The following is a 13,869-nucleotide window of genomic DNA, read 5'->3' as shown; positions in this document are numbered from 1 at the left end:
GCGATCAGCGGGCCTGTCGCCCATGACCCGAACCAGTGATTACCTCTGACCCCAAGGTTATATTCAATTCCTACCCGGCGAAGCGTGCGGTCCACATCTCCGACGCCATACACGCTGTCTGCTGCAACAATACTCCGATCAATCATCGTCGAGACTAACGCCGGTTTGGTTGCCAATACCACGTCATCGGGATGATGTTCGGAAAAGCAAGTGCGTGACTGGTCTCATCAGGCAAACGGGCTGGCAGAAGCTTGCTCCAGTAACCAGGCTTTAAAAGTCTCGACCAGCTTTTGTTTATTATGGTTGATGGAAACAAAATACCCTCTCTCGCTTCTGATCGGCTCTGGCCATGCCAGTACTATCTGCCCGCTTTGCAGATAGTCATCTATCAACGGACGCCAGCCAAGGCCGACACCCTGCCCCTGCAATATTGCCTGAAGCAACAGGGGGTAATTCCCGAATAGTCGTGAATTTCTGCTCTTGGTTGCAGGTCGGGAAGACTGCCCCAACAGTCGAAACCAGTCCTCCCACGTAAACCAGTGCCGGGCCGGGCTATCCAAATCCAGCAGGCGCGCACGTGTCAGGTCGGCACTGGTGGCAGGCTGCCCCATTTGCGCAAGGTAGCTGGGGCTGCATATGGGGTAGACTTCCTCCGCAAAAAGCCGAACGCTCACCCTCTCCCCATCTTCAGGCTTTTTGCCAAACAGGATAGAAATATCCGCCTGATCGGACACAACACCCGTCTGGCGGGCCTGTGTTGTCAATAGGCACAGGTCCAGTTCAGGGTAACTGCTCTCAAAATCCCCCAAACGTGGCAGCAGCCAGTTGGCGGCAAAGCCGTAATCAGTCAGCACGGTCAGGCTTTTCTGGGCTGTACTTAACTCTGCCGCTTGCATGGCGGCATGGATTCTGGCCAGCACATCCGCTGCGGCCGTATGCAGAATTTGGCCTGCATCACTTGGCGCCACACCACGGTGCAGCCGCCGAAACAGGCTCAGCCCCAAAACACCTTCTAATTGTGCAACCTGCTGGCTTATGGCGGGCTGCGTCATACCCAACTCCGTTGCCGCGGCACTAAAGCTGCCACGCCTGCCTATGGTTTCCAGAATACGGAGAGAACGGAGCAGATATTCCATCTGGTTGGGTGTCATAACCTCAGCTTATATCACGAATAAGTATGAACATACATCACGAATAACATATTTTATGTGTTTATATAAAAAATAACAAAAATCGTAGTGTTGTTTAAGGGTCGGAGATAATCCACGTTATGATCAAGCATCCCGCAGCGCCTCTGAACTTCCTTGTGGTTGTGGTTGACCAGCTTACAGCCTGCGTTCTGCCTGCACTGCTTGGCGGGCGGGAGCCTTCTGTTGTCAAAGTGCCAACGCTGGAAAAACTGGCCAAAAGAGGAACAGTTTTCGCCAACGCCTACACAGCCAGTCCCCTGTGCGGACCAGCACGTAGCACATTCATGACCGGACTTTTGCCCTCGCGCAGTGGTGTGTACGACAATGGCTGTGAATGGCATTCCGACATTCCAACCTTTGGTCATGCCCTGCGCCTTGGTGGCTACCAGACCATTTTGGCAGGCAAAATGCACTTTGTTGGCGCAGACCAGCTCCACGGGTTTGAAGAGCGCCTGACAACAGACATTTACCCCGCAGACTTTACGTGGGTTCCAGACTGGACCGACTGCACAGGCCGCCCGGATTGGTACCACTCCATGGATTCCGTGCTAAACGCGGGGCCAGTCCTACGGAGCAACCAGCTCGACTTTGACGAAGAGGTGGCCTTTACCACCCGCCGCAAGCTGTACGACCTTGCCCGCACCCGCACACCGCAGCACCCGTTTTGCCTTGTCGCGTCCTTTACACACCCGCATGACCCATTCAACATAACTCCAAAATGGTGGGACCTGTACGAACACACGCCCATTCCCCTGCCTCGTGTGGCAGCACCAAGCCCAACACACCCCGCAGAACTGCGCATAAGAGAGGCATGCGGCATTAACGCAGCCACACCGCAGGATGCAGACATCCAACGCGCACGGCGCGCATATTTTGGCGCCATATCCTATGTCGATCACCAACTCGAACAATTGCTCGATACCTTGGCCGAAACAGGGCTGGAAAAGACAACGGCCGTTGTTTTCACCAGTGATCATGGGGAAATGCTGGGTGAACACGGGCTATGGTACAAAATGTCCTTCCGCGAGGGAGCGGGACGTGTACCGCTCATTATTGCCTTGCCCGGACAAACACAGGTGCAACGGGTCACTCAGGCCGTCAGTCTGGCCGATGTAGGGCCAACCCTTTGCGCGCTGGCCCACGTACCGCCCCTGCCCCAGACCGATGGCCGCGACCTGAGCGCCTGCCTTACGGGTGCACAACTGGATAAAGACGAAATTTTTGGTGAATACCTTGGCGAAGGCACCTTTGCACCAACGGTCATGATCCGCCGTGAACGCTGGAAGTTTGTGCACACTCCCGGCGACCCCGACCAGTTGTATGACCTTACCCTCGATGCGGACGAAACCCACAATCTGGCAGGCCATCCTGCCCATAGCCAAACGGTCGCAGATTTTTCAAAAGAAGCCCGGGAAACGTGGAATTTTGAGGCTTTGTATCGCAGCGTACTACGCAGCCAGGAACGCCGCAGCCTCATCAAACAGCTCTTGCTACCGGGCGCAGTACACCGTGGGACTACCAGCCTCCCGCAAACGCCCACCGCCAATACATCAGAAATCACAAACCTCTGGAGCAGCTCGAGGTCGAAGCCCGGCTCCCCCTACCAGAGGAACGGATAGAACAGCCATGACTTTCACCCCCATCACACAACGGGTCACCTTTGCACTGGTGCTTACCACCAGCACGGTTTACGCGGCCAGTGCAGCACAGCTCCCCTCCACCACGCAACAGCAGACGAGTGCCACGCCCCCCAAGCCTACGCCCTCCCTCACGCCCCGCCCAGCCGCACCGCAGGCTGCTGGCAAGCTGGAGGAAATAACGGTCCGCTCCAACAAGCGCGCACAGAAGGCCAACACAACGCCTGCATCCATTGTGGCGTTAAGTGGCCAGACCCTGCAAACGACCGGGGTACGTGACGCGCTGACCCTTGCACGCGATGTACCCGGTCTTATGGCGGAAACAACATCAGGCTCGGCCAACCCCCGCTACAGGCTGCGCGGTATTGGCACCAACGATTTTTCGGCCAACATGACCACCGCTGTCGGTGTCTCCGAAGATGACGTGTTCCTGGATAGCGGGGCGTCACAGGGTGTTCCCATTTACGACCTTGACCACGTGGAGGTTTTCCGTGGGCCGCAGGGCACATTGCAGGGCAAGAACACAACTGCGGGCATGGTCTCCTACTATACCAAAAAACCTACCAATAAACTCGATGGTTACGTACGCGGCACAGCTGGCAACTACGGCCTATGGGGTGAAGAAGGCGCATTGGGCGGCCCTATTATCAAGGACAAGCTGATGGCCCGCTTCGCCATCGTCAACCGTGATTATGACGGGCAGTATTACAACGGCACCCACAAAAACCCCACCGGGGGCTACCAGTATTACGACATGCGCGGACAGATCCTTGCAAAACCGATTGACCACCTGTCCATTCTGGTCAAGCTCCACACCGGTCGCAACAAGACCATGGTGCCCATAGACCATGTTGGCCTGCTTGATGGTGGCACGGACGCGCAGGGCTACGCCCAGACATCTACCCGCAACATCCAGAACAACGGTCGCACGGACGCCACAACCCGACGTTCGGGCCTGTCGGTCAATGCCAAATATGATTTTGAAAACGGATGGAGCCTCGCCAACATCTTTGCGTTGGAGTGGAACCACTTCAACGTCTTCTCCGATGATGATGCAAGCCCCGCACCGGTTGATTATCAGGAAAACATTGGTGGTGTCGCCCGGGTTTTAAGCAACGAAGTTCGGGTGGTTTCTCCCCTGAACAAAAAAATCCGTTATGTGGGCGGCGTGTATTACATGCGCAACTTAACGCAGTCCTACAGCCAGCAGCCGCTGTACAGCCCCACCAACTTCGGGGTGGACGGCAACGCCTCGAGCTTCAATATCAACACACAGGATGCTGCCGTATTCTCGGCTTTGTCCTTTGACCTGACATCCCGCCTGACGCTGGACATTGGCGGACGCTTCACCTCCGAAACCAGAAGCGCCAATGGTGAGGCATGGGCGTATAATACCGACCCATCCAACCCCTACAACACGAACAGCCGCGCTCTTACCTACATCAACACAAACACGAACACCTACATAGACCCCGCCACAGGGCAGGCCATGAGCGGGCCACCCCTGAGCAAAACCTTTAACAAGGACAGTGAAGACGCAAGCCTGAAATACCGCATAGCTCCCGGCGTTATTGCCTACCTGCGCTATGCACGGGGTTTTCGCACCGGCAATTACAATACCTATGTCGCCACCACATCCGACTTCAGCCTCTACAACCCCGAAGAGCTGACCGATTACGAAGGTGGGATAAAAGCACGGGTCTGGGGTGGCAAGGCGCAACTCAACCTTTCTGGCTTTCATTACAATTATGACAACATGCAGGTCACAATCCTGCAAAATACCGGCACACACACCACCAACGCAGCGCAGGCCGTTTCCAACGGTTTTGAGTTTGAAGGGCAGGTCCGTCCCCTGCAGAACCTGTTCGGCTCTTTTGGCGTCACCTATCAGGACGCGCATTACACCAACTTCAAAAACGCCAGCGCGCCAACCCCCTTTAACGGTGGCAACCCAGTGGACCTGTCCGGCCAGCCACTTGAGCGCGCCCCTCATGTGACGGCAAATTTTCTGCTCAGCTACAAAATACCCGTCTCCTTCGGAGATTTTACGGTGCAGACCGACTGGCGCTACACCAGCCGTTACCGTTTTCAGGCATGGTCGGACGCGCATGCCGCAACACCGGCCGCTTTTCTCGCGTCTCCGCAGATGCAGGCCCTGGTGCGGCAGGCTTTTTCGCAAAATCCGGTCATTACCGGCAATGTGCGTATCGCCTGGCACTCGGTGGACGAAAAAACTGAAGTGGCTTTCTGGCTGCATAACGTCACCAACCAGATGACCTACACCAACGCCTTTGGTGAATTTTTCAATCGCAACATCAGCCGTTATCCCGGTGACCTGCGTGCATTCGGGTTTGAAGTCATGCGGTCTCTATAATGATGCAGGGACTGCATAAACAGAGCGGGCTTATTGTGCTGTTCGCCATCAGTGCTGTGGATTGCGCGGCCCATAGCATGAACTCGCTCGGCCCTTTTGCCGTGGGGGAACTGGTTCGGGCCGGGCGCTTCAGCATCATGCAGGCCGGGTTGTGGAGTTGTGTGGAAATGCTGGCCTACGCAATGGCCATGATCTGCATTGCTCCGTTATCCGCACGGGTCAGGCTACGTTTTGTCGCCCTTATTGCCGCAACCGGTCTGGTTCTGGCTCAGGCAGGCTCTGCCCTGGCAACAGAACTCTGGCCCCTGCTTTTACTGCGTATTCTGTCTGGCTACAGTCTGGGAGCGTTGAACGCGGTAGTCAACATCGGCGCCAGCCGTCTGGGCAAGCCGGTTTTTGTCCTATCGTTTGTCATGGTTGTGCAGACAGTTGTTTTTAGTCTAGCCAGCCTCCTGTTGCCCCACGCCAGCACTCTGGCAGGGCAGAAAGGGGTCTTCCTTACTCTGGCGGCACTCGTGGCAGTGCTGTTGCCGTTCATGTTTTTTCTACCAGATACGACAACAGACCAGCACATAACCCCACAGCCCGGACCTGCGCCCGCGCCTGCGGGCAAGACCAGCCTGTGGGCCCTGCTGGCCGTTCTGTTTTATACCGGTGGCTCTCTGGCGGTCTGGCCGTTTACCCAGCGCATTGGTATTTCTGTTGGTCTAGCGCCAACCTCTTTTGGGGTTTTATCCGCCATTGCCAATATTATGGGGCTTGTCGTCTGCCTTGTTACTGCGCTGCGCAGCCGCAGGCATGGCACAAATCCGCTGCTTGTGCCTGCGCTGATCCTTATTGGCAGCATTTGCGTGGTGCAGGCTTGGCCGCCTACGCGTCTGCTGTTCTGTGCGGCCTTCATACTGAATTACGCTCTGTGGTTTTTTATCTACCCAGTCTTGTCGGCCTGACCTGCCTTGTCGATCCCTCGGGCAAGCTGGCGGCCCGATCTGGGGGAGCATGGATGTTCTCCCAAGCGGCAACAACCCTGTTTGCCAGCGTGACCCAAGTCGGCGGGCTCTATATCTGGACGGGTCTGTTCAGCCTTGTGCTCTGCCTGCTTGCAGCCTGGGTCACGCTGCTACTCACGCGCATGCAAATACCAACAAGTATCACACCTTGTCGAGGCTGCGAGCCCATCGCGTGAAAGAATATTCTTATCTCGCGTTCTATCTTGAGCGTGCCCTAAGCCCGGACGCCCATAATTCCAGCGTCTCTTCAACAGACACACCGCCACTCATCATTTCCTGAAGCATGGTTGCCTATAGATTCAGAATCTCAATACAAAATGCAACTGTAGTGCTAGTTATGTACAAACAAAGGAGGAGTATGAACCGTAAGTTCTGGCAATGGTCCATGGTATAAGCACATATCAACAAGATTACTCTGCGCTGAACAACCTTGCGAAAGTTCTGATGTTCCCCGATCAGGGGTTAGAACATTAGGATTGCCATGTATTTCAATGCGATTCCCCTGTTCATCTTCCCCGACCTCAAACCATGCCCCCGTCGGAAGCTGGATGACACCGCAGATGACCGTATCACTCAGGTATGCTGCGGCAAGGCAGGCTCCCCGATCGTTAAATATTTTAACGATATCAGTATCTTGTATCCCACGGCTGCGCGCATCGTCTGGGTGAATTCTAACTTGCTCCCGACCTTTAACTTTGGAAGCACGGCTCGGTCCAACAGCATCCAGTTGTCCGTGCAGGCGAGTTGCAGGTTGCGTGGACAACAGATGGAGCGGATATTTTTGTGCAAGAGCGCCACCCAGCCACTCCTGTTTTTCCAACCAGACTGGGTGCCCAGGACAATCCTTATAACCAAATGCCGCTATTTGCTGGCTAAACAATTGTATGCGCCCACTTTCCGTATCTAATGCATGATTGAGCGGATCGGCACGAAATTGCGACAGAGCATCGTACGGAACCTCCTGTCGGGAGATTTCCAGATATCCTTGCTCCCAGAATGCTTCAAAAGTGGGGAACTGCTCGCCCGAGCACTCCTGCGCGTCCTTATACATTGCGCGAAGCCATGCTTGCTCATCACGGCCCTCGGTAAACTGTTCTCCAAACCCCATGCGAACACTCAAATCTGAAAAAATATCATAATCGCTGCGTGCCTGCCCTACCGGATCTATGGCTTTTTGCATTGCAATCATGAAGTTATCAGAAGATGACGTGCCTATATCATTCCGTTCCAGCGTTGTTGTAGCGGGCAGAACAATGTCTGCTCTTCTGGCAGTGGAGGTCCAGTGTGTTTCGTGCACAATAACCGTCTCCGGTTTTTGCCACCCTTGCTCTAATCTAAACAAATCCTGATGATGATGGAATGGATTGCCACCAGCCCAGTAAACCAGACGAATATCAGGATAACGCAAGTTTTTTCCATTGTATGCGTAAGTTTTCCCTGTTTTTAATAACAGATCGGCAACACGCGCGACTGGAATAACCAGACTTTCATGCCCGGTTTGTGTAGGGAGTGCTGGAGTTTTGAATTTACGGACATTATTGCCCACTCCATTCATGGACCCATAGCCAAAGCTCACACCACCACCAGGCAGACCGATCTGCCCGATCAGTGCTGCCAGTGCAACCGCAGCCCAAAAAGGCTGTTCTCCATGATCCGCCCGCTGCAAGGACCAGTTCATGGCGATAAATGTTCTTTTTGCAACAATACGCTTTGCCAAATCTTCTATAAAGGGCGCAGAAACCTGACAGATCCCCGCAGCCCACTCTGGCGAACAGGGCGCTCCCGCCACGCCTGTTTGCAAATAATGAGACAATTCCACAAAACCATCCGTGTAGCGGACGACAAACTGTTTGTCATATGTTCCATCTCGCAGCAGACAGTAGCAAAGAGCCAGCAGTAACGCCGTATCTGTTCCCGGCCTGATCGCACACCATGTTTTGGCTTGTGGAAAATCATCCTGGATCGGACTGACGTTGAGCAGTTCACAATCCTCCCGCTCCAGTAACGCCTGCATCCATTGTTTATGCTTATGTGCACCGCATCCGCCGGATTCAATCTGTGTATTGCGTGCTGGCAAACCACCAAACGCCAGAAAGAGCTCTGTATTGCGGACCAGAGATTCCCAATGTGTCCATTGGCCAGACAGCAACCCGATGTCTCCGACAACGTGGGGTAAAAGTACCATACCTGCGCCAAAGCTGTAATTGTTGACCTGACCGACATAGCCCCCAATGCAATTAAAGAACCGTTTAAGCTGGGTTTTAGCATGATGGAAACGTCCAGCACTGGACCAGCCATAAGACCCGGCAAAAATTGACTGGTTACCAAACTGTGCCCCCACCCGCCTAATCTCCGACGCAACGAGGGACAACGCTTCGTCCCACGAAATCTGACGATAAGCGCAACGCCCGGTACGGGCAGTCCCACTTTCTCCCGGCCGCCAGCCCACCCGAACGGCAGGCTGCGTAATACGCGTGGGGTGGTACGTATGCTCCACCAAACCGGACAGCAGTGGTGATGGTCCGTATCTTTTTCAAACGGTCGGACAGACACCAACCTGCCGTTCCGAACCTCAGGATAAAAAGCTCCCCAATGCGCTGCGTGTAAAGCCATTATCCTTTTCCACCTCCACCATACGACCATCGGTCACAATTACACCATGCCCATAAACACCCGCCCTGGCGCCACATGGCGTGTACGCCAGCATAGTTCTTTTTTCAGTCTATTTATTTCGATATTGATTCAACCTCACTTTTCGATATATGATATATCATATAGCATCATCTTGACGCAGATTCCACGTCTTCTTGCATGCAGGAGCACATGGTTAATCAGGACATTGCCTATGGAGACTCTGCTTCGCTGCTCTTGATTCTTTATCGTTCTGCTCACAGAAGTCCGCACCAAACATTGTGTTCTGAGCAACCCAGTTTAATCAACATTTTTCGTAGATATATGGGTTAAACAAAATTACACATAATTTTTTTGCATTTTGATATGATACATCATATATCATACATCAAGAATCGTTTCTATCCATATATACGCTATCCATTGGTGATTTATCCTCCACCCAATTGGCAGCACCACACCGCTGGAGACGTCCGATATGCTGTATGACAAACATCACTTTACCTCACGGCAACTTCCGCCACGGCTGACACGTAAGTCTTTGTTGCAATTGAGTGTTGTGGTCTCGGCTTTTGGCTGGGCACCTTCTGCTTTTTCCAGCACAACGCACCAGAGTAAGGCCAGCAGCACCCCGCAATTTGGGCATTCTCTCCAAGAAATTGCTCAAGCCCGACCCGTAGCCGCGGCAAAACAGGCCCCAAAGGCGCGCACTGCCGACAATCTGACGTCCCAGAAGGTGGAAGACGTTCTTGTTTCAGGCGGCAGAACGATTAACGGCCCCAGATCCGCGGCAAAACCAATGCTGATTTCCAATTCTCCACTAAGCGATATTGCCGTGGTGAGCCATCTGGATAACGAGCAGATCCGTAACACCCCGGTCCATGTCAGCGCGGACCTGCTGCGGTCTATCCCCGGCTTTCAGGTGGATGACTTCCAAGATGGCGGTATTGCCCAAGGTATTGGTGCACGCGGATGGTCCACTGAATCAGACGGCAATTATGTTGCAACCTATATCGATGGTTCAATACGCAACGTCTATTCTGGCGTATTGAACGGCTACAACGACCTGAACCCCCTTATTCCCGAGCTGATTAACGGATTGACCGTTATCTCTGGTCCGTTTGACGTACGGTACGGAGGCAACTTTGCAAGTGCTGGCAGCGCGCTGTTTACTACGCGGGACGATGTTGCAACCGGCATTTCTGCTTCTGGCGGGTCGTATGGAAAGGCCCGTGTTCTGGGAACATATGGAAAACATATTGGCAATGTAACGGTTTATTCTGCACTTGAAGGTATGTACGAAACCGGGTACCGCCAGAATGGCATAACCCGTCGCATAAACAGTTTCAGCAAGGCTGTCGTCGATATCAGCCCCGAAGATACCTTCAAAATCAGCGCTCAGGGTTACTGGACCGATTACGGACAACCAGGTTCGATCCCACTTAACTACATTCAGCAAGGCCTGATTTCCGAACGTGCGCCGCGTTCCGACCAGGATCGTGGCGCCAACAACCAGTACACGCTCAACGCGCAGTTCGAGCATGTCCACAACAACTTCACACTTGATGCAACGCTCTTTTTCAACAAGACGTGGCTTATCCGCCAGATTACCCTTGGTCTGCCAGGAACGGTCACACCCCAGCGCGAGTATCTGGATGACCGTTATACACTTGGAGCCGCGATAGAACCTTACTGGAAGTTCCATCTACCCAATGGGGGCCTGTTTGACATTAAAACAGGCATTACCAACCATATTGACTGGGCAAGGGATTTTCGTATTCCTGGCATGATGGCGTGGCTTATACTGCGGCGAACAGTCAGTATTTTTCAAGCTTTCTGAACATGAACCGCTTTATGGAAGACAACCTGTCCACCTATCTGTCTACATCCATCAGCCCCCTGCCGTGGATCAAGATGACAGGTGGCGCACGTTATGACCACTTCTTCTACTCCATCAACAACACCAAATATAATAGCGCAACAGGTGGTCTTTTGCGTCAGAGGTTAAGTACAAGTGTTGGCACGCCCACTGTAAAGGCCGCTATTGCCATCAACCCCTACAAACCCGTGACCATTTTTGTTAATTATGGGCAGAGTGTTACATCGCCTGATGCCAACAGTGATATTACAGTCAACCCATCGCTGGCACCCACACTGCTCACCAGTGGTGAAGCGGGTATCCGCTATGATTACCTGCCTTTGGGAGCACATATTCAGGGCAGTTCCTACAAGACCATTGATTCCAACGAAATCGGCGTTAATCAGGCCACCCTCCAGACCCAGAATATGGGCAAATCTTACCGCTGGGGGTTTGATACCGATGCCGCAATCACCTTGTTAAAATATCGTGGTGCACGGCTGGACCTGCATGGCAGTTACAACTGGTGCATGCACGGCTGAACACCAGCACCAACAACTTCATTCCCAACGTGGCGGACTGGCTGATTTCTTACGGTCTGAATGCGACTGTTCCGGTAGACAAAATTGACCGACGCGCACTCATCATGTCCTTCGATCATCATTTTGTTGGACCGCAGCCGCTCGACAAGGCCCGCAACTACACTGCACCACAGTATCAGCGTCTTTCAGCCCGTCTTATGTATAACGACAAGAAACTCTCCAACATGAGAATATGGATGTCGGCCATTGTCTTTCCCACCAACCGTTTTGCTGAAGATGCATGGATTTCGGGCAGCACCATTTACACGGCTCCTCAGCCCCGCCTGATGCTGGAAGGTGGTTTTTCCTTCGGGTTATAAAAAACATCGGCTCTGCACGGAGCGTCATGTTGTCTGGCGCTCTCGTCCTTTATTACCCTTGCACTGGAGTATCCCACCACATGCCGCAGAAAGAGACACTGCCTGCAAGCATATTCAGGCGTATCGACCTGCGTATTCTGGTCGTGCTCTCTGTGGCATACATCATCAACTGCATTGACCGGGCCAATATCTCGTTTGCCCACCTCAGCATGACTGCGGACCTGCACTTAAGTGAAGCGGATTACGGCATGGCTGTTGGTATATTTTATCTGGGTTATGTCCTGTTTGAACTTCCGGCGGCATGGTTGTTCAGCAGAATTGGTGCGCCACGCACGTTCTCCCGTATCATGATTTTATGGGGGTTGGCTGGCATGGCCATGTTCTTTTGCACAGACAAAACACAGTTTTATGGGCTGCGCTTTCTGCTGGGTGTTTTGGAGGCTGGTTTTTCTCCCCTTGCCCTCTATTTTCTTTCTTTATGGTATCCAGCGAACAAAATGGGGCGCGCCATATCCATACAACAACTGGCAGGCCCATTGTCCGGCGTTATTGTCAGCATTCTTTCTGGCGTCATCCTGGCATCCATGCAGAATGTCTGGGGAATAAGCGGATGGCGCTGGATGTTCGTGCTGGAATCCTTCCCCGCCATATGCCTTGGAATCTGGATTCTGCTTTTTTTGCCCGAGCACCCTCAGGCTGCCTCATGGCTGACGCAGGACGAAAAAACCATACTACTCAAGCATCTTCCCGCACCCAAAAAAACGGAAACATTCACACCCACACTGCATATGCGCAGCCTGTTTACCCTGATCATCCCCTATGTCTTTATTGTCTGTGGTAATGATATTTTCAGCTTCTGGCTGCCACATTTTTTACAATCAACGCATATCCAATCCCATATGACCATTGGCGTGCTGTCCAGCATTCCCTACCTGTTTGCAACGCTCACCATGCTCACAGCCGGTCGGCTGGCAGATTCCGCCGCAACAACACGGCGCACTCTATGCGCCGTATTCTGCCTTTGTGGCGCAGGGGCTCTGGCTTTTCTGGCGTATCATGGCACCAGTCTGAGCAGTGTTCTGGCCTGTTCTACTGTTGGGCTGGCCAGTTTGTATGGGGCTTACGTCGTCTTCTGGACCCTGCCCAGTTCAGTAGCATCCCGCCCTCCGTCCGCCACCGACTTTGCCGTCATCAACACATGCGGCATGATCGCAGGAGTGCTTTGCCCCATAATCGTAGGAAAACTGGCGACTTTGACCGGAAGTTTTGCGCCAGCAGAACTGGGTACAGCTGTGCTTATGGTATGTGCCGCGGCTTTTCTGACCATCCCCTGTGTGAAAAAAACCATATAATCAGGGCAAAACACAGTCGCCTGTTTAACGCTTAAGATACGTTTGCAGGTTATGCAGTATGATTTCTGTTCCTCTATCAATCGACTTTTTGATAAGGGCGCAAACGGCATCCTCATCACCGCTCTTGATCGCGGACAGAAGCAAATCATAATTATGCGGCATCTCAGCCTCGACATCAGACTGGGGGAACAGATAATTAAACATTGGGCCGATCTTCAGCCATAGCTGCTCGATAATTTCCAGCAGTACAGGTTTATCCGCCGCAGTATAAAGCCTAAAACGGAACGCGTGATTAAAAGACAATGCAGCAGACACATCACCTTTACGTTTTGCCTGACGAAAATCCTGCAAAATTCCATCAAGCTCGGCAATATCCCGCTTTGTCAGATTTTTCATGGCATGCACGGTGGCCAACGGTTCTATGGCGCGGCGTATTTCGGCCAGTTCCAGATACTGTCTGGACTCGAGCAACGGCACCGTAAAAGACTGGGCCGGCGATGCTTCCAGCACTCCTATGGCGACCAGACGCAGGAGCGCCTCGCGCACAGGAGTAACACTGGTGCCCAGGAGTTCCGCCAGTTCACGCGTAACCAGACGATCTCCCGGGTGAAGTCGTCCTTCAAGAATTTCTCTACGAATGTTCTTTTCTACATAATCTGCAAGAGCAACCCGTTGCGGACGTTCTATTTTTATCACGCTTAGCACCAAGCCCCCAACATTATAGACACGTTTTGCTTCCTTTTTATGCAACTATTCTAAATTTTGTGTTCTGGGCGCCTCTTCCCAAAACCCCATCTCCACCACCATACAACACTTGGCACATCTGCCGCCCCTCAGAACCGACACATCCTTGTGCAGGAAAGCCGGATGCTTCTTTGCGACTCATTGTTCTGGCGATATATCATATATTCCCGTG

At 53.0% G+C, this 13,869-nt stretch carries 10 protein-coding genes and 4 pseudogenes; 9 read left to right on the top strand and 5 right to left on the bottom strand.

What is annotated here, in order from left to right:
• Nucleotides 1-197, bottom strand: a pseudogene (locus tag JCM25146_RS21300) (IS701 family transposase); the annotation flags it as partial.
• Between the two features lie 30 nt (nucleotides 198-227).
• Nucleotides 228-1,151, bottom strand: coding sequence for a LysR substrate-binding domain-containing protein (locus JCM25146_RS06335; RefSeq protein ID WP_051544074.1), 924 nt, complete (start codon nucleotides 1,149-1,151; stop codon nucleotides 228-230).
• A gap of 119 nt (nucleotides 1,152-1,270) precedes the next feature.
• On the opposite strand from JCM25146_RS06335, the pseudogene betC reads away from it, so the two are divergent.
• The 5 genes and pseudogenes from betC to JCM25146_RS06315 form a co-directional block, all read left to right on the top strand.
• Nucleotides 1,271-2,635: pseudogene (gene betC, locus JCM25146_RS17730) on the top strand (choline-sulfatase); the annotation flags it as partial.
• 86 nt (nucleotides 2,636-2,721) lie between these two features.
• Nucleotides 2,722-2,820, top strand: a pseudogene (locus JCM25146_RS24850) (hypothetical protein); the annotation flags it as partial.
• Entirely contained in the window at nucleotides 2,817-5,201 is a 2,385-nt protein-coding gene (locus JCM25146_RS06325; protein WP_025826677.1) for a TonB-dependent receptor, read from the top strand. The pseudogene JCM25146_RS24850 and the gene JCM25146_RS06325, both read left to right, overlap by 4 nt.
• Nucleotides 5,201-6,151 (top strand): MFS transporter, encoded by a 951-nt coding sequence (locus tag JCM25146_RS06320; RefSeq protein WP_025826676.1) that lies wholly within the window; start codon nucleotides 5,201-5,203, stop codon nucleotides 6,149-6,151. Before JCM25146_RS06325 ends, JCM25146_RS06320 begins: the two co-directional genes overlap by 1 nt.
• Nucleotides 6,118-6,387, top strand: coding sequence for a hypothetical protein (locus JCM25146_RS06315; RefSeq protein WP_148298991.1), 270 nt, complete (start codon nucleotides 6,118-6,120; stop codon nucleotides 6,385-6,387). The genes JCM25146_RS06320 and JCM25146_RS06315 overlap by 34 nt, the downstream gene beginning before the upstream one ends.
• Nucleotides 6,388-6,542: 155 nt before the next feature.
• Here JCM25146_RS06315 and JCM25146_RS22865 read toward each other — a convergent pair whose 3' ends face one another.
• Complete coding sequence (locus tag JCM25146_RS22865) at nucleotides 6,543-8,708, bottom strand: molybdopterin-dependent oxidoreductase (protein WP_456303742.1); 2,166 nt, start codon at nucleotides 8,706-8,708, stop codon at nucleotides 6,543-6,545.
• A gap of 35 nt (nucleotides 8,709-8,743) precedes the next feature.
• A pseudogene (locus tag JCM25146_RS23555) lies at nucleotides 8,744-8,824 on the bottom strand (hypothetical protein); the annotation flags it as partial.
• A gap of 496 nt (nucleotides 8,825-9,320) precedes the next feature.
• On the opposite strand from JCM25146_RS23555, the gene JCM25146_RS06305 reads away from it, so the two are divergent.
• The 4 genes from JCM25146_RS06305 to JCM25146_RS06290 all read left to right on the top strand — a co-directional run bounded on the left by JCM25146_RS06305 (nucleotide 9,321) and on the right by JCM25146_RS06290 (nucleotide 12,953).
• Complete coding sequence (locus JCM25146_RS06305) at nucleotides 9,321-10,682, top strand: TonB-dependent receptor plug domain-containing protein (RefSeq protein WP_025826671.1); 1,362 nt, start codon at nucleotides 9,321-9,323, stop codon at nucleotides 10,680-10,682.
• Nucleotides 10,637-11,242 (top strand): TonB-dependent receptor domain-containing protein, encoded by a 606-nt coding sequence (locus JCM25146_RS06300; RefSeq protein WP_159101966.1) that lies wholly within the window; start codon nucleotides 10,637-10,639, stop codon nucleotides 11,240-11,242. Before JCM25146_RS06305 ends, JCM25146_RS06300 begins: the two co-directional genes overlap by 46 nt.
• The gene (locus JCM25146_RS06295) at nucleotides 11,227-11,601 is read left to right on the top strand and encodes a hypothetical protein (RefSeq protein ID WP_025826666.1); all 375 of its coding nucleotides are present in this window, start codon (nucleotides 11,227-11,229) and stop codon (nucleotides 11,599-11,601) included. Before JCM25146_RS06300 ends, JCM25146_RS06295 begins: the two co-directional genes overlap by 16 nt.
• An 80-nt stretch (nucleotides 11,602-11,681) precedes the next feature.
• Entirely contained in the window at nucleotides 11,682-12,953 is a 1,272-nt protein-coding gene (locus tag JCM25146_RS06290; RefSeq protein ID WP_025826664.1) for an MFS transporter, read from the top strand.
• A 24-nt stretch (nucleotides 12,954-12,977) separates the two neighbouring features.
• Here the strand turns inward: JCM25146_RS06290 and JCM25146_RS06285 are convergent, their stop codons facing one another.
• Entirely contained in the window at nucleotides 12,978-13,703 is a 726-nt protein-coding gene (locus tag JCM25146_RS06285; RefSeq protein WP_051544071.1) for an FCD domain-containing protein, read from the bottom strand.
• Nucleotides 13,704-13,869 lie beyond the last annotated feature (166 nt).

Origin of the sequence: Acetobacter okinawensis JCM 25146, assembly GCF_000613865.1 — a bacterium.
In the GTDB taxonomy this organism is placed as follows: domain Bacteria; phylum Pseudomonadota; class Alphaproteobacteria; order Acetobacterales; family Acetobacteraceae; genus Acetobacter; species Acetobacter okinawensis.
This window is presented reverse-complemented; position numbering and strand designations above follow the sequence as displayed.

Excerpts from the sequence above, each read along its gene's own strand:
- JCM25146_RS06290 (WP_025826664.1), top strand. The coding sequence starts at position 11,682 with ATGCCGCAGAAAGAGACACTGCCTGCAAGCATATTCAGGCGTATCGAC.
- JCM25146_RS06325 (WP_025826677.1), top strand. The coding sequence starts at position 2,817 with ATGACTTTCACCCCCATCACACAACGGGTCACCTTTGCACTGGTGCTT.
- JCM25146_RS06320 (WP_025826676.1), top strand. The coding sequence starts at position 5,201 with ATGATGCAGGGACTGCATAAACAGAGCGGGCTTATTGTGCTGTTCGCC.
- JCM25146_RS06305 (WP_025826671.1), top strand. The coding sequence starts at position 9,321 with ATGCTGTATGACAAACATCACTTTACCTCACGGCAACTTCCGCCACGG.
- JCM25146_RS06335 (WP_051544074.1), bottom strand. The coding sequence starts at position 1,151 with ATGACACCCAACCAGATGGAATATCTGCTCCGTTCTCTCCGTATTCTG.